Below are 21,518 nucleotides of genomic sequence, written 5' to 3'. Positions count from 1 at the left end.
CAGGCGGTGCAGACAGCCATCGCAGAAGTGACCAAGAGCGCGCCCATCGCCACCCAGGCACCTCCCGCTACAGCTGTAGCCACTCTGGTTCCAACGGAAGCACCACCTGGGCCGACTCCAGACCCTAATATTCAAGTTGCAATGCTTCCCGCACCTTCCGCAGGTGAACCTTCTGCCGTCGCCAGGTATAACACGGTGATCATGAGCGGTCCTGGTACCGATTATGTGGTCTACGGGGCTTTTCTCGGGGGACAGGTTGCGACGGTGATTGGAAAGAGCGAAGATGGCTTATGGTGGGCTGTCAGTATCCCTGTCGCGCCTGATGGAGCAGGGTGGGTGGATGCCGCCTGGGTGAACGTCCAAAATGCCGATGGCGTACCCGTTCTACCCGCACCCCCCGTTCCAGCCACAACTGACCTCGTTAAGCCTGGCCCGGATGATCCGCAAGCTACGACCATCGCCAACACCTATGTGCGTGCCGGCCCTGGCACGAATTACGCCGCTTATGGGGTCGCCAAGGCGGGCCTTACCGGTTGGGTGATCGGCCAGAGCGTGGACGGCTTATGGTGGGTGGTGAGGGTGAACCCGCAAAAAGTTGGTGTCGGGTATGGGTGGGTGAGTGCACAATATACCTCAGCTAAAAACGTACAAAACGTCCAGACCGTCCAATCCCCTCAAGCTCCTGCATCTGCTCCGCAACCCACACCAGCTGCAGGCGCACCCAGCGGTACGACAACCACAGCAGTGAACGTGCGCAGTGGCCCTGGGACAAACTACCCAATCCTGGCAGTGGCGCCGGCAGGATCTACCGGTGAGATTACGGGTAAATCTGCAGATAGTCAATGGTGGCAAGTGAAGATTTCCACCCAGTACTCAGCCGACGGGTTGGGGTGGGTGGCGGCCGGATATGGATCTACCCAGAATACTGATAATGTCCCGGTCGTAGCAGCACCACCAGCACCGCCTGTCGTACAGTCAACCCCACCATCGATCACCACCACGGGATGCACACTGGTCAGCCAGACTCCTCCGGATGCAACCGTAGAGGCGGCCGGCACGCAGTTCACTACCGTCTGGGTGCTCAAGAATACCAGCGCAACTACCTGGAGCCAGGCAGATTATGATATCTCCTATGTCGGCGCAGTGTCAAATATGCCACTCCATGAAGGGTCTGACCGATACGATCTCACCACCAATGTTGAGCCGAGCTGGACCTATTATTTCTATATGCCGATGCTCGCGCCTTTCGACCCTGGTGTCTACGGAGAGTTGTGGCAGATCGCTGCGGGCAGTCAGGTGGTGTGCCAGTTCTGGATCTATATCAATGTCAAGTGAGCAGATGACCCGGCTTTGCTGAAAGAAGGCTTGCTGATAAAGGCACTGATAAATTCGATCGAATCAAGCAGGGGATCTTGATGGTCGCCTCCATTGAGATCCCCCAAACGAATAACCACGAATCTTCATCGGATTCTTTCGGTTCACAGCCAACAGGACCTTATAGGGAAATGATATGTCTAGCCAATCTTTGAAAATCCCAAAACCATCACGAAAAATATCAGGTTTCTTACCTATCCTATCGTGGCTTCCTCACTATAATCGCACCTGGTTGAGCTTAGATATCATTGCCGGACTGACGTTATGGGGTTTGGTGGTGCCGGAAGCAATGGCTTATGCAGGTATTGCTGGTTTACCTCCTCAAGCTGGCCTTTATACTTTGGTGGCATCGCTTCTGATTTATGCCTTGCTTGGAACTGCGCGCCATTTAAGTGTTGGACCCACTTCAGCAACATCTGCCTTGCTGGCGTCATCGGTAGCTACCTTGTTGGTTAGCACTGCAGCGATTAATGCTTCTGATCCTGCTACCTACCAGACCTATGCCACGGCATTTGTTCTGGTGGTTGGTATCGTCTTTTTAGTCGCCGGGTTGGCGCGGTTTGGCTTTATTACTCAGTTTTTATCCAAACCGGTAATGGATGGCTTCGTCATGGGTTTGGCAATCTTTGTAGCAGTAGGTCAGTTAAACAAGCTGTTCGGAGTGAGCAAACCTAATGGAAACACGGTGGAGAAGTTTGTGGGGATAATAAAACAATTGTCTCAGGCAAATTGGGTCACCTTTGCGGTAGGCATCACCGCGATGGGATTGCTCTTTTTACTACCACGATTGAGCAAAAAGATCCCAGCTGGTCTGGTGGTGCTTTTTGGCTTCATCCTGGTTAGTAGTTTGCTCAAGCTGAGTGACTTGTATGGGGTATCGGTGGTAGGAAAGCTGCCACAAGGATTGCCAGCCTTGGTCATTCCCAAGCTACCGATAACCGCATATCTTTCTATGCTGCTGCCAGCGATTGGAGTATTACTGGTGGCATTCAGTGAAGCGCTTGGTGTGGCACATGAATTTGCTGATAAACACGGATATGATGTCAATGCCGACCAAGAATTGAACGCCCATGCTGTCGTAAACCTGGGAAGTGCATTATTCGGCGGTATGATTGCCTCCGGCGGCATGTCAGCTTCAGCTGTTAAAGAGGGTGCGGGCGGTCGAACCCAGGTTACAAATTTAGTAGCCTGGATTTTTACGATCATCACCTTGCTCTTTCTTACTCCATTGTTCACCCAGCTACCCGAGGCTGTTCTGGCAGCGTTAATCATCCATGCGGTTTGGCACATCATTGCTTCTCGCAAGCTACAAAAGATTCGATCAGCATCACCAGTTGAGTTTTGGTTTGGCGTTTTAGCTCTGCTCGGGGTAATCTTGATCGATGTACTGCCAGGAATGGTGATTGGTTTGGTAGCTTCACTGGTATTTGTAATATACAAATCGAGTCGACCGCATCTTTCATCCCTCGGACGTGTCCCCGGCATACCAGGGGCGTATTCTGATTTGAGTCGGCACCCTGAGAACATACCAGTTCCTGGAATCTTAATCCTGCGTTTGGATGCACCGATATACTATGCAAATGCCCAGACCGTTCGAGAGCTGGTTAGATCCTACATTGCTGTGACCCAACCGCCTCCGCGTGCTGTGGTGCTGGATTCTACTGCAGAGGACAATCTGGATATCACCAGTGTAGAAATGCTGAAAAGCCTGTTGGGTGAGCTGAAGGGAAAAGGAATCGCTGTGTATGTTGCTGATGTCCATGCGCCAGTAGCAGAAGCAGCTCGTAGAATGGGATTGAATGAGCTGATTAGTAAAGATCATGGATTTCCGACAGTTGACGCTGCCGTTAATTTTCTCGAATTATCAGATTTATCCAAAAAAGATTGACCCCTAAACCAGACGGGAATTCGGCAGGATTTTGGCTACTTTAAAATGAAACGAGGTATAAAGCACCCATCACCTGCTTTTACCAGCATAAGCAGGAACATTCCCGGTTTGAACCTCTTTAAAGGTGTAAATTTCACGCAGCTTCGGTCTGAATTCATCGTGGCGATTACAGTGTTCGCGGTGCTCGTTCCATCAGCCATGGCTTACAGTGACCTCGCTGGGGTCACCCCTGTTGCAGGGCTATATGTTGCCCTTGGCGCGATGGTGATGTACGCCCTGTTCGGCACCTCCAAGCAGGTCATCATGGGTCCAGAAGCGACAACTGCTATCATGACCGCAGCAGCTGTGGCACCATTGGCTGGTGGAGACTCGGTACGTTATGCTGCATTAGCAGCGATGACAGCTATCCTGGTGGGTATCCTGGCAATCCTTTCCCGGATCGCACGGCTGGGATTCATTACTGATTTTCTATCCAAGCCAATTCTCGTTGGTTACATTTTTGGTGTGACACTTATTGTGATTGTCAGCCAACTTGGTAAGATGTTTGGCATCAGCCTCGAGAACGATCAATTCTTTCGACAGGTTTTTGAGCTTATCAGTCGCCTCGATGAAACGCACGGACTTACCTTCATAATTGGCATCGCTTGCATTGCTGCACTATTGATCATGCGCCGCGTGAATCGTTCTCTACCCGGTCCACTTATCGTTGTTGTCGTTGCCATTTTCCTATCGGCTATTCTTGATCTACAGTCAAAGGGAGTTGCTATCGTCGGTGCGGTGCAAGCTGGACTGCCACGATTATCCATCCCGGCTGTCAGTAGTCAGGATATTTTTTCACTCATGCCCGCCGCCATCGCTCTCACAATCCTGATCTATGCAGACGAAATCCTGACCGCCCGTGTCTTTGCAAACAGGCACAGTCAAAAGATCGATGCCAACCAGGAGTTTATTGCGATCGGGATGGCTAATATCGGAGCGGGTTTTTTGACTGGATTTCCTGCCGCCCTGAGCGCATCGCGCACAGTCGTCTCCGATCAGATGGGCGGAAAATCTCAATGGGTTGGAATTTTCGCCACCATTCTCACCATCATCTTCCTGCTCTTTTTTACTACGTTGCTGGCACCTTTACCAACGGTTGCCTTGGGGGCGATCATCATCGTTGCTTCATTGGGATTGATTGATTTCGCTGCGTTTCGCTTCTTGAGAAAGGTGCGTCGTGTCGAATTTTGGTTGGCAGTGGTGACAACATTGGGTGTACTTACGGTGGGTATCCTGCAGGGGATTCTTGTGGCAGTCATTCTATCGCTGGTCAACCTCATTTATCACATTTCGCGGCCACACGATGCATTGTTGGACGGTATCGATGCAAACGGAGGAACGGTATATCGCGGTGTTACTGATAAAGATACGGTAATGACCGAGCCAGGCTTAATAGTTTATCGTTTCGATGCGCCGCTCGTGTTTGCCAACGCAGCATTTTTTACCGAGCGCATGGAAGAACTTATCAGCAATGCGGGTCCAAGTCTGAAATGTATTGTTCTGGATTGTGAAGCAATCAGTGATTTCGATTCAACAGCTGCAGACGCTATTGAGAATCTGGACGTGGATTTGGAAAGGCGATGTATCGAATTATGGATCGCGCGGGCGAATAAACCGCTACGAGACCTCTTGCTGGTGACGGGATTAACAACCCGTATCGGTGAGGAAAACATCCATCTATCGGTGCGGGCAGCGGTGAACGCGTTTCGCACCCGCTTTGGTTCGACATAAAGTTAGCTACTAAAGATGCTGTTCATATCGAATAAAAGCTACTCGCAGACCAAGATATAAGAGGATCATAATAAAGGGGATGGCCTCTAAAGGTCGATGACCCTGTCGGTCATCACCTGAGCAGCTGGGGAGTGGGCGTATGCCCATATATAACAAGTCAATTAATATAAACACCCCATTTTCTGGGGGTTCATCTGTATGCAGAATTGGCGTCAAATCTACGACCTCCTCTGGGTAAGAGAGTATCCAATTGGGATGTATTTATGCAAGAAGTTCTATCATAAGATTTTGGGGTACCTCCCTAAAACCGCTAAATCTTGTGGTTAATTAAATAATGTCGAGTAAAAAAATTGCCCTGGTTGAAGATTGATTGAAAATACGAATGCTTTATTATTAGGAACGTTTAAGAATTCAGAAGTGTCAATAAATATGAAGGTTAAAAAGCATGTGTAAGTCAAGACATTGTATTGACTTATTAGAATAATTGTGCTATATTCAAATTAATTGATCGGCCTGGCCGAGTAGTAATCAACCTACCGGGGCCGCGCTCAGCATTAGCTGCTGACGCGGCCCCGATTTATTTAACCGAAAGGTATAAATATGTCGAAAGTGAAAAAAACCGAGGTTGTAATGATCCGAATGGTTCCGGAGGAAAAGCGAGCAGCGGTCGAGCTGGCGGATCAGCTGGGGGTAAGTTTTTCCGACGTAATTCGACTCTCACTACATGAAACACTTCGCAGAACAAACGCTTCGTTTGAAGTATTTACGGAATCTTCGCCAGCAGAAAGAGAAGGGATGGTTGTTAATAAAAATATAGGAAATGAAAAGGTAAAACAAAAACATGAGACTAAAAGGAGAACAAAATGAACGATTTTTCTATACCAAAAAAAACATTCTTATTGATCCCAGCTGGCACTTACCGGGCTACAATCACCAGCCTCGAAAAAACGACGGGTAACTTTGGCGATCAAATTAAACTCGTCTTCCACGTGCTGACCGATGGGATCGAAGGCCTGGAATACACCGAGGGAAGTGTTGACCTGCTTGCCTGGTGCTCAGCGAATTACAGCGAGAAATCAAAACTGTATAGATGGTCACGGGCTGCCCTGGCTGGAGAATTCGACCCAGCCGCAGATTTTCTTGCCTCCCGGTTGATTAATAAAAGAGTTTTGGTCAATATAGAACGATACACGAAGGACGGTGGCGACTTTAACCGGATCATGGATGTCATTGCAGCTCCTCACAGCAAGGCTAAACCGGCTGCAGCTACGACTACAATCACTCCACCTCCACCTCCGGAACCACCGGCTGACGATATCCCCTGGTGATAAAGTAATGGATTACCGGCTAGATGAATCTTGACCAGGTGTGTGTCCTACGCTCGAACGAGCTGACTCGGATCCTGGCTGGTTGTGTCGCCATCGATCCGCTTTTAGTCCTTCCTATGTTGGACCGGCTGAAAGAATCAGCTTTCACGGATGATCATGCGAGGCAGTTTATCCTGGCGATGAAAGATAAACTTCCGGATCTGCGTAATGCTGATGAGGATCAACAAGTTGCGATCACGATTGGCATAGCCAGTAATTTCCAATTCCTATCGGATTATGCCTTGTGGATATCTGCGATCACTGAATATGAGCAGAGTATCAGTCAACAGGTTGAAGCAGCGATTAGAGAGCTCCAGGGATTGGCAATCACAAGACATACCCTGACGAGTCTTTCGGAATGGATCGAAGCAGCTGAGGAAATCGGAGCATGGCACTAAACAACGATGATAACCAGGATAGTATTTATAACGATCTTCCCGATATTAAGGAGAAGTCATTATTAGTTGGAGATAGACTTCCATCCAAGCTGGCGTCCGCAGCAGAGGCGTTATCCCATGGAATCCCCTGCCCGGATCCTGAATTTGCCCAGGAGCTTTCGGATGTTCTGATTAACTTAAAAACACCATCACTTATTAGGCGACAAAATGCCGGCGAGATGGTCCTGAATTGGCTGTTCGATCGCGGAGATTTTATCAGGTCCGAGAATGATGATCTCTATTACCTTTATAAACCTGAATTGAAATTATTAAATCTCTCCAGTAATTATTGGAGAGCGTGGCTGTACAGCCTGACTGGAGCGAATCCAGCTAGCACCGATTTCACATATTTACAGGCGGATTGTGCAACAGTCGCAATGCTAAGTGAACCCAGGCCAGTGTTAAAAATGGCTGCCTGGGATAAGACCAATCAGGTATTGAGAGTATCCAGATTCGATGGAATGGTATTTCGGCTGGATGGTAAAGCGATCAGCGAAGAATGCAATGGTGAGAATGTAATATTTGATGATGACCCTAGCTGGAAACCTTATGAGCCCGATTTCTCCCAGCCTGGGGTATTTGCATGGTTGGCTGATGCATTTTGGAATTTCAGCGAACCTGGCAATAAGGAAAAGTGCGAGTCAGAATCTGAGCAGTACCGTCTGGCTCTAAGGGTATGGATCCTTTCGACATTTTTCACGGAGCTGCTCCCGACACGTCCATTTCTAGCGATAGTTGGTGTGAAGGGCAGCGGTAAAAGCATGACTATAAGGCGAATCCTACAGGCCATGTATGGACGGAGTTCAGAACTCCCTGGGGTCCCTGAAAAACCAGATGGCTTCACCGCCTCAGCAGCTGCAGCTCACATTCTTGCGATGGACAACCTGGATGAATTTCACGGCTGGATGCGTGACAAGCTGGCACGGCTAGCAACCGGTGCAGTAGATCATTATCGCAAGCTCTACACGAACAACGAGCTGGGAACTGTTCATTATCGGAGCTGGCTAGTATTTACTGCCAGGACGCCAGAGACCCTTCGGCGGGATGACCTAGTGGATCGTCTCGTCATTTTACCAGTTGTTAAGATCCCGGATAAATACCTTAAGGTTGAACGCAGTTTTTTAGAAAACGTGGAATTGAATCGCTCTGCTTGGTGGGGTGATACACTCAATATCTTAAATGCGATTGTAGCCAGAATCAAAGCAGGCGATCTGAAAAATACCGCAATCTGGCGGATGGGCGATTGGGAATCATTCGGCAGGCTGGTTGCCAGGCTGGAATATAAAGAGCCGGCATGGGATGCATTCATCGCAGAACTCAAGATAGCTCAAACCGATATGCTCCTGGAAGATGACATTATCGCTGATTCATTAATGACCTGGCTGGAGAAACACCCTGAACAACATGGCAAAGAAATAGCCAGTGCTGATCTCTATCACGACATATCCGCATTGCTGTTTTCAACAACCAAGCCTCCTAAGGATTGGCCTGATACCTCGATAAAGTTCGCCCGTCGTCTGCAATTGATTCGTGATGCACTCAAACTGATGATGGATATCGAGTGGAAAAAGGATCGTAAAAGACGGACGTATTACACATTCTGGCTTAAAGGAAAGAAGAACGCCGAGGGTGCAGAGGGTGCAGAGTGTATTTTTATTAACTAACACAAACTGTAATTGATCGGAGAAAAACTTGATTTTGTTAATTATCAAAATAGATTGTTTAACCCTCTGCACCCTCGGCAGGGAACTCGCTTACCTCGGGAATCAGATTTTTTATGGTGATGATCATGCCTAAACGAACTGATCACAATCAAGCTGAAATAATCCAGGCATTGCGATCAATCGGTTGCAGCGTCCAGGACCTTTCACAAATAGGGAGAGGCACACCGGATTTATTGTGTGGATACATGAATAAGAATTTCGTGATCGAAGTCAAGAATTGCAAAGATCGAGCTCCCAGGCTAACAGTTTGCGAAGAAGAATGGATCCGGCGATGGAAAGGCCAGGTGGCTGTTATCACGACAATTGAAGATGCAATTGCAATCATCCTCCAAGATTCGCTGCTCGACTGATGGATCACATGCTGTGAAGGATGGCTATGAATATGAACCGGAATAGGCAGGTAAGACGCAGAGAGCAGTCTTATTTGGATCTCGATGCGACACCGGATCCAACCTCATCACTGGCGATAGTGGATCCTTTTGTTCACCTGGCAGCCGCAGTAGTTGTGCGTGCTATCTTGGATCTTCAACATTCGAGATCGAGCTGGTTGACGATCGTCGATTGTCTATATTTCTTTTTGAACCCAGGCGGAGCTGAGTTATTCCTAGAGGTCATTGGATTCAGGATGGATCCGATCGATTTGTTAACCTGCGTGATCAATGGAGATATTGCCTATGCTGGATCTTCTTACTATCTTATCCGAAGAGATGAGGAATCTCTCACCGAGCCAGAAGCAAGTATTTATAAGCAAACTACAGGACGGTCATGTGCCTGAGTACCTGGTGCAGCTCATCCGAGATGCTGGTGGGGCTGCCCGATCGTACCGGCCTCATAGTCCTGGGAGACGAATCACAAATGAGAAGCAGAAACAAAATGATGAAGGGGCAAAATGACAGTATTTATGGTGAGAAATGTGCACAGCTCGATTAATCTGACAGGCAAGGGGGGAGGGGCCAATAAAGTTTCCGATTGGAGATCAGCAAGCGGGCGGGGTGGTTCGCACGAAATTTTTTCGCTTTTTGAAGATTTTGGTTTTTTGTGATTTAGGAGGCATTTTATGATAATCGTTGATGCAACACATTACTGCTTGGAAAGAGAAGAGGTGCTAGACCGAATCTTAAGAAAAATTCTCTGCATCAATTGACAAAAATCATTGAGGAATCATGTATCAATTGTGCCCAGTCAGATCTTACTCTTCATCAATCAATTTCCAGATTTGGGTTTGGCTTTCCGGTAAATGAGCAAGGATTGATCGGCAAAGAATATTTTTTGACTCGTAAACACGAGAGCATATCGATAAGAATAAATTAGACCATATCAAGAAATAAGGAGTTCTAAAAATGGAAAACAGTCAACAATTCGGACAATCAAAAATCTTTCCAGGTGCATTGTTGAACGTTCATCAAGTTGCCATTCGATTGAATATCTCTCGCTCTCATACATACGCCTTAATGCAAACCGGTACTCTTAAAACAGTTCACCTGGGTCGATCTGTGAGGGTTAGACCAGAGGATTTAGAAGAATTTATCAATTCCAACAGATCCGGCGAGAATATTTGATAAAGGGATGTCTCAATAGTTCCTCCGGTAATGGTTATTACGCCTTGTTTCTCCTGTCCATCTATTCGCAAGAGAGTTACAATGATTCTGTTCGCTTGTACCTTAAAAACTGAATGGACAGGGCATGCAGGTATGCCTTCCCTCAACTCTTTGAAAAGAAAGGAGTAAGAGGGAATGGCAAAACACATCCGCGGTAGATATGAAGGGTCAATTTCCCGACCACCCAGTGGGCATTGGCGTGCACAAACCACCCCAATTAAAGGTCATCGCGTCACCCGCACCTTCAAGACAAAACTTGAAGCATTAACCTGGCTACGCGATATGCAGAGTGACTTACAGCGAGGTTTCGATTACCAGGGTAGCAAGATACTGTTGAAAGACTACCTACATGACTGGTTAGATACTTCCCGGAAAGCATTGCGGCTAAAAACAGCTGATAGCTATTCGAGGACAACGGAAAAGTATATCATTCCAAGCCTGGGTGAAGTACCTCTGAAAGACCTGACACTCTTCCAGGTAGAGAAATATTATACTGGATTGATCGAAAATGGAGTGGGCATCCGAACTGTACGCTTAGTGCACTCTATCCTCCATTGCGCATTTGAAAAAGCGGTCATTCAATCGATCTTGACGCGTAACCCTACTTCACATGCTAAACTGCCTCGTTATAAACATGGCGAGAAGAAGGTCTTGGATGATCAGCAGGTCAACCGATTTTTATTGGCTGCAATTGACTCTCCTTTTGTTGGGTTATACCACTTGGCAGTTAAAACAGGCATGCGTTTGGGAGAACTTCTGGGATTGAAGTGGTCAGACCTGCAGTGGGGTAGTGGGCGATTGTATGTGCAACGACAGTTGCAGGATGTCCGTGGAATTGGGTGTTTTTTCCAGGAGCCAAAAACAAGTTCAGGTCGCAGGACACTCCAGCTTGGAGAAGGTACAATTCAGGCCTTACGTGAGCACAGAGAATTCCAGCAAATTCAGAAGGACCTTGCGGGTCAGCGCTGGCAGGAGAACGATCTGATCTTTCCATCCAAAATCGGAACACCGTTAAATCCCAGTAACTTGCGTTTGGATTTCAACCGGGTGCTAGAACGGGCAGGGGTACCAAGGGTGAGAATTCACGATCTCAGGCACACAGCAGCATCGCTGATGCTCAACAACGGGATACCGGTAATAGTGGTTTCGAAGATCCTGGGGCACGCAAAACCAAGTATCACAATGGACATCTATGGTCATCTGTACAACGAAATGCAGGAGGGAGCAGCTCGTTTGATGGATGAATTGATTTCACCGATTAAATTTACTTTACCCGGGAATGTGAACAGGGGGTCATCCCAGGGCGAATTGATATCAAATCCAATCCCGAACATCTGCAACGATCTGCACCGCTAATGATGATCCAGCTGAAAAAACTAGGTTTTCACCCCTATATATGGCGGTATATCAATAACAATCCCCACATCTGGCGCCCCCGGCGGGATTCGAACCCACAACCGTCTGATCCGAAGTCATTAGCGTTCAAACTACCAACACACTATTCAATTCGTAACCTTCCGTTCGCTGATGTGGAAGACAATCACTGCGTTCAGCACGGTTTCCTCTTTCTCATCCTTTATCTGTAGAGGTATGCTAATATCTCCAGCTGTAAGAACTCCTGGGGCAACAGAACATTCACCCACCAACTTTCCTTTTGCTTTCTTGATGTACTGCACTGTCATCCCTTTTGGAATCCATCGCAGACTGGAGGGAAGTGTTGCGTCGACAGCCAGCCCCCCAACCAACTCACTTAATGTGCATAGCGCGCCAGCATGGATGGTTCCAATGTGATTTCTTATGGATCGGCGTTCTTTGATTTCCACGCTACAGTATCCTGGACGCAACTGCGTAATACGAGGATGAATCGTCGAAAAGTACGGTGCACGGAAGCCTAATGCCATGCTGATAATGGCGCTGCCGAATGGATATCTAGTAAATCGTTTATAAAGGGCTAAAGTTGAGCTCATGGCAATTCTCCTTTATCTATCAATGCGCGTGTATTGATTTCGATGACACATTAATTACAGGTAATTCCTAACTAATCATCTTGAGGATTAGTTTAGGAAAACAATTCGCGTGATGATAATTTCGTAAACAAAATACTTGGCATCGTTATCAATCCTTCTTTCGATCTTCTACTCGAAGTTCCATGATGATGCGACCCCAACCCCCGCATCGCACTCCAACATCAAAGCTTCCAGTTCGCTTGAATCTCATATTATTAGGATCAGCTCCAGCGTAAAATAACTCATTTGATGAGAAGACAAGCGGTGTTATTGAAGACAAAGCATCTATGCAGATCCTCTTCGGGCATAATTTTGTAATTAGATTACCTGCCCCATCAAATATAAATTTATCTCCAACCTTATGCTGACTGTTGCACCCATGTGATTCCACAACTTCAGCGATGATGGATTTATTCAGAAGGGGGATAGTTTTTAATAGAACATCGATATTCCTGGGATTTTCTTTGAAAAGCTTCATTTCTTCGTTTGTGTAGCCCAAGCGTTCTTGGAAGAAATTGAGTATTTCTTCGTGTATCTCCATCATATTCTCCATAAATATTTCTGGGTCAATACTTTCGATTGTGCTATTTCTCCTACCATCCAGCTATCTTGGGCATAAACTCCAAGATTATCATTTACGTACATATGAAGCTGACCGATCAGGATGATCAGGAACAATTAATTAATTCTATTCACTCTCCAATCCCTTGAATTTTTAATGAGCAACCTAATTTTAGTCCACATTAATGATTAAAAAACCGGCCTCCAGGTCAATTTTCTAAAGGCCGGTCCGATTTTTACTCAATCAATTTACACCTTAGCAAGTGCTTCCCCGCATGCATCCCACCTACGGACGATAGCTAACGAGCAGATCTACGGAGCAGACGTGTACGGAACTACACAGCGAAACCCGATTTGCGATTCTCGTTGAACTGGTTCCAAGTTGGCGCGGAAGCCTGTGCGCGCATTGGTGTAAAAACCCCACCACGAGCCGCCTCGTATCACTCCAAACTGACCTCCATTCGGTCCAAGTGGGTTGCTCTCAGGTGAGCTGGTGTAGTAGTAGAATTTGTACCAGTCGCTCACCCACTCCCATACATTGCCTGCCATGTCTAATGCACCATATGGGCTGACGCCTGTCAGGTAGCTACCCACCGGAGCTGTTTGTACGTAGCCATCGTTATACGCCGTGTCTCTTTGCTCGCCATCACAGTTGACGTCACAGTAATTGAGCCGGGTCCCATCGAAACCGATTCCCCACGGGTAAGATCGTCGATCGATTCCCCGCGCTGCCTTCTCCCACTCAGCCTCGGTAGGCAGGCGCGCCCCAACCCACTCGCAGTACGCCTGGGCGTCATCCCGGCTCACACACACTACCGGATGATTCGTTTTCGCTGCATCGTTATACGTAGGATCTCCCCAATCGCAGGTCGTCGGCATCCCGTAGCCGGTCGCCTCAACGAAAGAGCGGTACTCCGCGTTGGTCACCTCCGTTCGGTCGATCCAGTAGCCATCCAGGGTGACCTTGTGCTGCGGGACTTCATCGTCGCCCCCCTCACCAGCTGGGCTGCCCATCACGAACTCGCCCGCGGGTACGAGAACCATGATCTTGCCGTCCTGCCTGCGCGTCGTAATCTGGGGGGTAGGACTAGGAGTCGGCGTGGATATGGCCGGGATTGGCGTCCTGGTAAAGCTGAGGGTCGGCGAGGGTGGAATTCTAGTGGACGTCGCGGTTGCGGGCGGGCTTGTCGGAGTTTCGGTAAGTATTGGAGCAATATATTTCGTTGCAGAAGCTGCTTGGGTTTGAGATGGTACCGGGGTAGTTGTTATGGGTTGGCAACCTACAATTACCATAGCAATCAAGGTTAGTGAGATAGAGCCTAACTTAAGCATAATGATCCCGATTCCTTTTTTAACTCATTTTACTTTAATCACCTTCTATCGGTTCAATCGCAGAGGAAAAGATGCGGAATTATTTAATCAAGGTCCAAATATTTACCATTAATCCTTCCGTAGAGTCACGACGGCTGATAAGCGCCTCTCTAATAACTTCCCTCGACTGAGATATGAGACAATATCCTGGTTAATTTTTTGGGGGATGCTGGATCACTAACTGGCGATCTTAAAACCCGTTATGCTCACTCAGCTCGCTTTGCTCACTATGCTCAAAAAGCGAGCAATATTCCAGGGACTCAGGATGAAGCAGCTCGCGTGATGGATAATATACTCACTCCGATCCAGATCGATCTCAGAGACCTGCGACGAGCAGCTATTAAAATTAATTCTGCATGACCGGTAACCAGATTACTACGGAGGCCGGTTTATTTAATTGATAACCTGGGTTACAGCATTTATACGAGAGGATTTAGTTAGTGACTTCATGAGGGCGTTGTATCACTTATGTTCCACTCTTCAAAATGCCATGCACTTACATATGCCTAATATTGTTAGGTCGAGATGGTTTTTGGTGGAACTAAACTCGACTTGATACTCCGGCATATTCCTCCACTCGATCAAGCCACTCACACACTAACGCATGGAACAGGTCTTCTTGCTCAACCCCCAAGAAATGCCCTGCACGATCCAAGACAGCAAATGTGCCCCGAGGATAGTTATCCAGGATTTCCCAGGCATCGTGATAACCAACCCAGGAATCCTGCCTCCCCGTAACAATCAGCGTTGGAGCAGGAAATGGCTGAGGAAGCGCATCAATTTCGAATGAGAATGCGTAGTTCTTGGGATACTCCCTTATCTTCGCCTGGAAGTCCAGATCACCAATCTCACTTGCTGACTGAAAGTTAGCCCGAATGTAATCTACGACCTTTCGACTTTGGACAACAGCGCCTTGAAATAGACCCTCCGCTTCCTCAGGTTCCAATTGAACTGCAAGTGCTGCGTCTGCGACCAAGGTAACGTGAGGAGGCACACACCGAATGGCATCGTCAGCTACAATCAAGGGAACCATCAGCAGTAAGCCATCTAGGGTTGCCATGCGGTGATGGACTATGCCACGAGCTAGATACGCACCTGCTGACGCGCCTACTACCACGAACTTTTGTCCTGAAATAATGTTATCAATGAAATCCAAAACGACGTCTAGCATCTTATCCTGGTTCGTGATCCAATCTTTTCCTGGTGTCCTTCCATGACCAGGCAAATCAAGATAGATCCGTTTCCATCCGTCACGATGCTCGAAGACTGGTTCCAAATCACTCATCATATGACGATGGTCAATAGACCAACCGTGGAGCATAATAATGGGTCTACCCGCACCTAACATTTCATAGTGAACTGTGATGTCTTTGAGTTCGCAATCCATCCAAAATTCTTCCTCATTTCATCCAAAAATGCAAACCAATTAAGTGGTTAGCTATGATTTAGCAGCGCTGTAGACCATGAAGCTCTGCTATAGGGTAAGCGAATTTTGTACTGTGCAACTACGATTCTACCTCTATTGGTATTTTGTATATCGACAGCTCCCTTATAACGCGACATACTTGATTATTGAAAACCTCGATTAAATGCCGAAAGATAGTCGTATGAATAGGTTTTCAGCATCCATTCACTGCTCGCTTGATAGCCGGTTATATAAAGGGGGTAAGAGCACTAAAAGTGGATAGTTTGGGTCACAACAATAGAACTTCGTTCCACTCGGTGTCCCTGGAACATCGCCTAGATACCGGAAGAACAGGAAACTACATAATTCTTATGTATTACGTTATCACCTTAATGCTAGATGGCTAAGAGAGTGGCGTTGAAGCAAGCAGTTGTGGCGAAACTTATGAGGTAAACTGGCTGATTAAATAAGCTCAGACCTCTTCAATATCTACGAACATCTCACACTATATAGCTCACGATCCAATTATTTCCCCTTTCTTAGCTCCTTAATCACCCGGTCTGCAGCCAGCTTGCCGGTGATGATGGAGATGGGTAGACCAGCCGGGCTGTAGGTCCACTGGCCCGCCTGGAACACACCCGGTACAGGCGTGGTGATGGCGTTCATGATCTTTGGCAACCGGCTCTCGGCCGGCATGGGGTGGTTGGTGAACGACCAGCCAGTGATGGCTCCCTCAGAATTCCCTGCCAGGCGTTCCATGGTACGCGGCGTAGAGCTGAACTGGTTTAGCACAGCTTGCTGGAGCCCCGGGTAAATGGAACCATCTAAGGTGCTGATGATGCACCTCTCGCACAGGGCTTTGAACGGCTCATACCAGCCCATCTCCTGGATGTGCTTGGTCAGTGCATAATCGAACAGTACACTCACGATCAACCCGCTCTGCCCCACGGGTGCCAGGGAGGCATCCCGCAGCACCGGGATGGAAATCTCATAGGTGGTCAGGGCAAAGAACTTCTCCAGCCAGCTCTCAATCTCATCACGCTCTGCATTAACCGGTAGCGGCCCGGCTTGCGACTGGCCTTGCCGGCTGGGGGTGTAGAAGAAATGCTCGCTGGCGATTTGCTTGAAGTAACCTGGATTCAGGTTGACAGCCAGGTACACCGTGTAGACCGAATCATTGCCCACCTTATCCGCCACCTCAACCTGGCGATGCAGGATAGCTTCCTTAATCTGCTGATCGTGAATATTTTTCAAGTCGACCAGCCTGTAGAAGGATTTCAAGTCGGCCGCCCAGATCAGCTTTCTGTACTGGTACTGGTTTCCCTGGGCATCCATGACCATGCGGTTCCCTGGGTCAACCATGCGAATATCGGTTTGCGTGCTAATCTTGCCCCCATGGTTTTCGATGAAGGCAATCATTTTCTCGACGAGCTTGCCTGTCCCTCCGAGCGGATAGTTGTAATCCAGGTATAGCCTGATATAACTCAGGGCGAAGAAGGCGGGGGTTTGTTGGAAGAAATGCTGTGAGATGATGTCCAGCAAGCTCTCGTTGTGAGTGTATTGGCGTAAAAAATCCACCACCGGCCCGTTCAAGGCGGTGATCTTCCGGACGGTCAGGGCGTACTTCACCATCCATGGCAGGATCTCTTTCATCATGTAGTCTCGATCCTGCTTCATATCCAGGAAGATCGGATTGTTGATGCCATACTGCACTTTCATGTACTTCATAATCAAACGGACCTGTTCCATGATGCTGATGATCTCAGCTTTACATTGTGGATACAGTCCTTCGAGCAGTGCCTGGTAATCGTCCGTGCTGGCTTCGCTGTCCACGCGGATCACCCGATCTTCTATTCCTAAAGACACATGGTTTCTTACCAGCTCGAGCTCCACGCCCAGATGCTTCAGCATCGGCAGTAACACACCCGAGTTCTCCATGGCGCGGATGCCACCATCGAAGACGAAGCCATCCCGCTCGAATGAGTTAATCAGCCCGCCGCAGGTTGCTTCCTTCTCACACAGCAGGGCATGTAAGCCGCTTTTGGAGAAATAGGCTGTGGCGATTAATCCAGCGATCCCACCACCGACAACAATGACGTCATACTCCATACGTTCTCCTCCAAACATTGACCCGTCAGCTCATGCCAGCCCGGTCGCTTGCTCGCTGATCATCCACACGCGCTTACCCAGCTCCCGATCGAGGGCGTGCATGGCTGGCTTCTCGTCGATGGTCTGGTTGAAAAACCTGCCACTCACCCCAGCCATCTCGGGCGCAGCCGCCAGGTAATATATTGCCTCACCCGAGATAACCGGGTTTTTTAGTATCCAGCTAATCAGATAATGCTGGTAGAAACGGTAGACCGGCCCATTGTTCATGCCGATATTTGTGCGCACCTCTCCCGGATGCATGGCATTGATCGTTACGCCTGTACCTTGTAATCTCTCGGCCAGCTCCCATACGGTGAGCAGCTGGGCAACCTTGGAAGCTCCATAACCCTGCAGCCCATGATACCGCCGTCGCTGCCAGTTCAGGTCGCTGAGATCCAACCCACAAAAACGGTGACCTTGTGAGTTGATCTGGAGGATACGGCTGGGAGCACTGGCAACCATCCGATCGAGGAGCAAGCGGGTCAATAGAAAGGACGCCAGATGGTTTACACAGAAAACGGTCTCGAAGCCCTCTTTGGTCAGCGTCCGGTGGGTATTGTGCAGTCCGGCATTGTTGATCAACACGTCAATATGCGCATAGCTCGCCAGGAGTGAAGCTGCGGCTGAGCGCACCTCATCGAGACAGGAGAAATCAGCCTGCACCACATCCACCTGGTTTCCATAGGCTTGCTGCAGCTCAGATTGCACCTGGGCAGCCTTATAGGGATTACGACATACCAGCACCAGGCTGGCTCCTCCCTTGGCAAGCCTCCTGGCGGCCTGATAGCCCACACCCGATGTCGCCCCGGTCAGCACACATAATTTGCCGTCCATATGCACTTGGGTTGTCTTTTGGGGCTGTCGGGCGTTTTCGATGAATTGAAGTTCTTCGGGCAGTTTCATATAATTCAAACTTCTACCCGAAATATTTCCGCATGAACTTCCAATAAGAGCTTTGCAGCAAGGGAATACCATTCAGGATCGTCCCCCATAGATCGAAATAATCACGCTGGGTAATGATGCGGTTATCCTCAGCCAGGGTGAGACTGGTGCAGCCATAGAGGGGGGTGTTGGGCCATCGTTTAAAGCTCATCACCATCTTCCATTGAAAAAAGACTTGCTTATCTTGCTTAACGATCGAAAGGATGTCCATATTGAGCGATTCACATCGGCCAGCTAAACGGTTGCACATCGCCATGAAATCCGCCTTACCCTCAAGATGCTGGATGCTGTCATCAAAGATGATGTCATCATGGTAGTAGGGAAATAAGTGTGACCAATCAGGTTTGCCCTGTGTGTTGTACGTCCGCGACCAGAGCTCGCAGAGGTGCTCAGCGGTCAGCGGCTCTAATATGGCGATTTGCTGTGTTTTGGAGGCTTCATCCATTTAAATTTATACCATTAATGTGATTCATTTTACTCGAATTTTTCCTATTATAAAAGAAAACGATGATGAATAAAAAGTGGATCGAGGGTTTCACCATCCTGACCCATGAGTCTACCTGAAGAAATATGTCCACCAATCGTGGTAAGTATATTGTTTACCATCTTCCATAGCAATGTATAATCGAGATAACATAAAAACACGGTATCGATATCAGGTCGTCAAATTTCAGATGATGACTCACAACCCTGGCTATGACCCACCTTAATCCCGATTTGCTACATGTGCGATTCCTCGATGGTGCTGACGAAGCTGGACCGCTTAGCCCCCGTGCCTATACGTTGACCCATTCAGATGCTACTGGTGAACTGTTCTTGACTATTGGAAAAGAGATTAATTTTCCACAGATCGAGGGCCTCTACACCCGGCTGATGCGCGATGAGGTGCTGGCCGAATGGGATTTGTCGGAAGCCGCCAGCTTGCATGTCTTCTGCCATGTGAGCGGCGGATTGGTATTTGGAACTGCACGCATGCGCTATGGTATATTCAGGCATCACCTGCCAATGGTGCTTGAAGCATTCTATTATGGAGATCGTATCCTTTTAATAAACCACCCCGAGCTGGCCAAGGCCAGGGTCGTGGTCCATTTTATGGCCAGGCAGAAGAGATACAACCTGGACGAAGACTGGGGAGTGTTGGAAGATTCTCAGGTTCATTGATTCGCCGTGTGAATAGTTTCATGAGCCACAATTGTCGGATGCCGACTAATTTTCTAATTAATTCCTTCAAATTATAATGATTATTATATTATAATAGATATAATATATTATGTCGTCAATTAATGATTTCATACCCATCCTAAAACATCACGGGGTGCGGATCACGCCTCAAAGAATAGCAATCTGTAAGTTATTGTTTGAGACCAATTTTCATCCAACCGCAGCCATGATCTATGATCAGGTCAAGGCACAATACCCATCCCTTTCTTTGATGACAGTTTATAACACCCTGAATACCCTGGTGAACCTGGGCTTGGTGAATGAATTAGGCAGCGCAGGGGATGACAATATCCATTATGATGGAAATATCACTCCCCACGTCAATCTGGCCTGTGTTTCGTGCCATAAAATCGTGGATATTAGCTCCCCTCGCATTTCTAACCTGGGTAACGAAATCAGCATCAGCTCAGGTTATCAACTTCTGGGTACTCGCATGATGTATTATGGGCTATGCCCAAATTGCCTCAAATTATCCAACAGCAGAAAAAAGGAGTAAATAAAAAGATGGAAGATAGCAAAACCACAGACATGAGCATGACTCACCCACATTCAGCTGGCAAAGGCACATCGAACCGGGACTGGTGGCCCAACCAGTTGAACCTCGATATCCTGCACCAGCATTCCACCAAGTCAAATCCGATGGGGGCAGATTTCAGCTACGCCGAGGAATTTAAGAAGCTCGACCTGAAAGCGTTGAAGAAAGACCTGCAGGAGCTGATGACGAATTCACAGGATTGGTGGCCGGCCGATTGGGGCCACTACGGCGGTCTCATGATCCGCATGGCCTGGCACAGCGCGGGTACCTACCGTATCGGTGATGGACGTGGTGGCGCCGGTAACGGCAGCCAGCGTTTTGCCCCCCTCAATAGCTGGCCCGACAATGTGAATCTCGACAAGGCACGCCGGCTGCTCTGGCCAATCAAGCAGAAGTATGGCAGCAAGATCTCGTGGGCCGACCTGCTCATACTTGCTGGTAATGTCGCCCTGGAATCAATGGGTTTCAAAACCTTTGGCTTTGCCGGTGGGCGTGAAGACATTTGGGAGCCAGAAAAGGATATCTACTGGGGTTCCGAAGATAAGTGGTTGGGAGACAAGCGCTACTCTGGCAACCGGAACCTCGAAAATCCACTCGCAGCCGTGCAGATGGGGCTTATTTATGTGAACCCGGAAGGTCCTAACGGAGAACCTGTTCCCGCAGCTTCAGGGCATGATGTTCGAGAGACTTTCGCCCGCATGGCGATGAATGACGAAGAGACCGTTGCACTCATTGCTGGCGGTCACACCTTCGGCAAGGCGCATGGCGCAGGTGACCCGAAACTGGTTGGGCCCGAACCAGAAGGTGCTCCCATCGAAGAGCAAGGCCTGGGCTGGAAGAATCGTTTCGGTACCGGCAAGGGATCTTACACCACCGGGAGCGGCATCGAGGGCGCCTGGAAGCCGAACCCCACCAAATGGGACATGGGCTATCTGAAGGTGCTCTTCAAGTACGAGTGGGAGCTGCAAAAAAGCCCGGCAGGCGCTTATATCTGGCTGGCAAAGGATGTTGATGAAGAGGATATGGTAGCTGACGCCCATGATCCGACCAAGAAACATCGCCCGATGATGACGACTGCCGACCTTTCGATTAAGTTCGATCCTGCCTATGAAAAAATCGCCCGGCGCTACCTCGCGAACCCCGCTGAATTCGCGGACGCCTTCGCCCGCGC

The 21,518-nt window shown here is 48.4% G+C and carries 20 protein-coding genes and 1 pseudogene (1 of these 21 running past the window's edge); 14 read left to right on the top strand and 7 right to left on the bottom strand.

Features of this window, described 5'->3' with window-relative positions; translation table 11 throughout:
* The first annotated feature begins 6 nt into the window (after positions 1–6).
* The 11 genes from C3F13_09615 to C3F13_09565 all read left to right on the top strand — a co-directional run bounded on the left by C3F13_09615 (position 7) and on the right by C3F13_09565 (position 11,514).
* A complete protein-coding gene (locus C3F13_09615) occupies positions 7–1,335 on the top strand; it encodes a hypothetical protein (GenBank protein ID PWB53390.1) in 1,329 nt (442 codons plus the stop codon).
* A gap of 175 nt (positions 1,336–1,510) precedes the next feature.
* Positions 1,511–3,262 carry a hypothetical protein gene (locus C3F13_09610; protein PWB53389.1) on the top strand — a complete coding sequence of 584 codons (1,752 nt, stop codon included), beginning with the start codon at positions 1,511–1,513 and terminating at the stop codon, positions 3,260–3,262.
* A 45-nt stretch (positions 3,263–3,307) separates the two neighbouring features.
* Complete coding sequence (locus C3F13_09605) at positions 3,308–5,032, top strand: hypothetical protein (protein PWB53388.1); 1,725 nt, start codon at positions 3,308–3,310, stop codon at positions 5,030–5,032.
* A gap of 600 nt (positions 5,033–5,632) precedes the next feature.
* Positions 5,633–5,899 carry a hypothetical protein gene (locus C3F13_09600; GenBank protein PWB53387.1) on the top strand — a complete coding sequence of 89 codons (267 nt, stop codon included), beginning with the start codon at positions 5,633–5,635 and terminating at the stop codon, positions 5,897–5,899.
* Positions 5,896–6,360 carry a hypothetical protein gene (locus C3F13_09595; GenBank protein PWB53386.1) on the top strand — a complete coding sequence of 155 codons (465 nt, stop codon included), beginning with the start codon at positions 5,896–5,898 and terminating at the stop codon, positions 6,358–6,360. Before C3F13_09600 ends, C3F13_09595 begins: the two co-directional genes overlap by 4 nt.
* A gap of 23 nt (positions 6,361–6,383) precedes the next feature.
* Positions 6,384–6,797, top strand: coding sequence for a hypothetical protein (locus tag C3F13_09590; protein ID PWB53385.1), 414 nt, complete (start codon positions 6,384–6,386; stop codon positions 6,795–6,797).
* Positions 6,788–8,500, top strand: coding sequence for a hypothetical protein (locus C3F13_09585; GenBank protein ID PWB53384.1), 1,713 nt, complete (start codon positions 6,788–6,790; stop codon positions 8,498–8,500). The genes C3F13_09590 and C3F13_09585 overlap by 10 nt, the downstream gene beginning before the upstream one ends.
* 113 nt (positions 8,501–8,613) lie before the next feature.
* Positions 8,614–8,910 carry a hypothetical protein gene (locus tag C3F13_09580; protein ID PWB53383.1) on the top strand — a complete coding sequence of 99 codons (297 nt, stop codon included), beginning with the start codon at positions 8,614–8,616 and terminating at the stop codon, positions 8,908–8,910.
* Between the two features lie 324 nt (positions 8,911–9,234).
* On the top strand, positions 9,235–9,453 hold the full coding sequence (locus C3F13_09575) for a hypothetical protein (GenBank protein PWB53382.1): 219 nt from the start codon (positions 9,235–9,237) through the stop codon (positions 9,451–9,453).
* Between the two features lie 447 nt (positions 9,454–9,900).
* Positions 9,901–10,119 carry a hypothetical protein gene (locus tag C3F13_09570; protein PWB53381.1) on the top strand — a complete coding sequence of 73 codons (219 nt, stop codon included), beginning with the start codon at positions 9,901–9,903 and terminating at the stop codon, positions 10,117–10,119.
* 174 nt (positions 10,120–10,293) lie between these two features.
* Positions 10,294–11,514, top strand: a complete 1,221-nt coding sequence (locus C3F13_09565) for a hypothetical protein (protein ID PWB53380.1) — start codon at positions 10,294–10,296, stop codon at positions 11,512–11,514.
* A 146-nt stretch (positions 11,515–11,660) separates the two neighbouring features.
* On the opposite strand, the gene C3F13_09560 is transcribed toward C3F13_09565, so the two are convergent.
* From C3F13_09560 to C3F13_09530, 7 genes are all read right to left on the bottom strand, one after another.
* A complete protein-coding gene (locus tag C3F13_09560; GenBank protein ID PWB53379.1) occupies positions 11,661–12,125 on the bottom strand; it encodes a DUF4442 domain-containing protein in 465 nt (154 codons plus the stop codon).
* Positions 12,126–12,273: 148 nt separating this feature from the next.
* A complete protein-coding gene (locus C3F13_09555; GenBank protein ID PWB53378.1) occupies positions 12,274–12,705 on the bottom strand; it encodes a hypothetical protein in 432 nt (143 codons plus the stop codon).
* A 332-nt stretch (positions 12,706–13,037) separates the two neighbouring features.
* Positions 13,038–14,057 carry a hypothetical protein gene (locus C3F13_09550; GenBank protein PWB53377.1) on the bottom strand — a complete coding sequence of 340 codons (1,020 nt, stop codon included), beginning with the start codon at positions 14,055–14,057 and terminating at the stop codon, positions 13,038–13,040.
* 580 nt (positions 14,058–14,637) lie between these two features.
* On the bottom strand, positions 14,638–15,483 hold the full coding sequence (locus C3F13_09545) for a 2-hydroxy-6-oxo-6-phenylhexa-2,4-dienoate hydrolase (GenBank protein PWB53376.1): 846 nt from the start codon (positions 15,481–15,483) through the stop codon (positions 14,638–14,640).
* Positions 15,484–16,026: 543 nt separating this feature from the next.
* Positions 16,027–17,628, bottom strand: coding sequence for an NAD(P)/FAD-dependent oxidoreductase (locus C3F13_09540; protein ID PWB53375.1), 1,602 nt, complete (start codon positions 17,626–17,628; stop codon positions 16,027–16,029).
* A 12-nt stretch (positions 17,629–17,640) separates the two neighbouring features.
* On the bottom strand, positions 17,641–18,624 hold the full coding sequence (locus C3F13_09535) for a short-chain dehydrogenase (GenBank protein ID PWB53374.1): 984 nt from the start codon (positions 18,622–18,624) through the stop codon (positions 17,641–17,643).
* On the bottom strand, positions 18,566–19,036 hold the full coding sequence (locus C3F13_09530) for a limonene-1,2-epoxide hydrolase (protein PWB53373.1): 471 nt from the start codon (positions 19,034–19,036) through the stop codon (positions 18,566–18,568). Before C3F13_09530 ends, C3F13_09535 begins: the two co-directional genes overlap by 59 nt.
* 251 nt (positions 19,037–19,287) lie before the next feature.
* Here C3F13_09530 and C3F13_09525 point away from each other — a divergent pair, with 251 nt between their 5' ends.
* The 3 genes and pseudogenes from C3F13_09525 to C3F13_09515 all read left to right on the top strand — a co-directional run.
* Complete coding sequence (locus tag C3F13_09525) at positions 19,288–19,752, top strand: hypothetical protein (protein PWB53372.1); 465 nt, start codon at positions 19,288–19,290, stop codon at positions 19,750–19,752.
* 109 nt (positions 19,753–19,861) lie between these two features.
* Positions 19,862–20,308 carry a transcriptional repressor gene (locus C3F13_09520; GenBank protein PWB53371.1) on the top strand — a complete coding sequence of 149 codons (447 nt, stop codon included), beginning with the start codon at positions 19,862–19,864 and terminating at the stop codon, positions 20,306–20,308.
* A 32-nt stretch (positions 20,309–20,340) separates the two neighbouring features.
* Positions 20,341–21,518 (top strand): annotated as a pseudogene (locus C3F13_09515) (catalase-peroxidase); it runs 1,060 nt beyond the window's last position.

Source organism: Anaerolineales bacterium, assembly GCA_003105035.1.
Lineage (GTDB): Bacteria > Chloroflexota > Anaerolineae > Anaerolineales > UBA4823 > FEB-25.
This window is presented reverse-complemented; position numbering and strand designations above follow the sequence as displayed.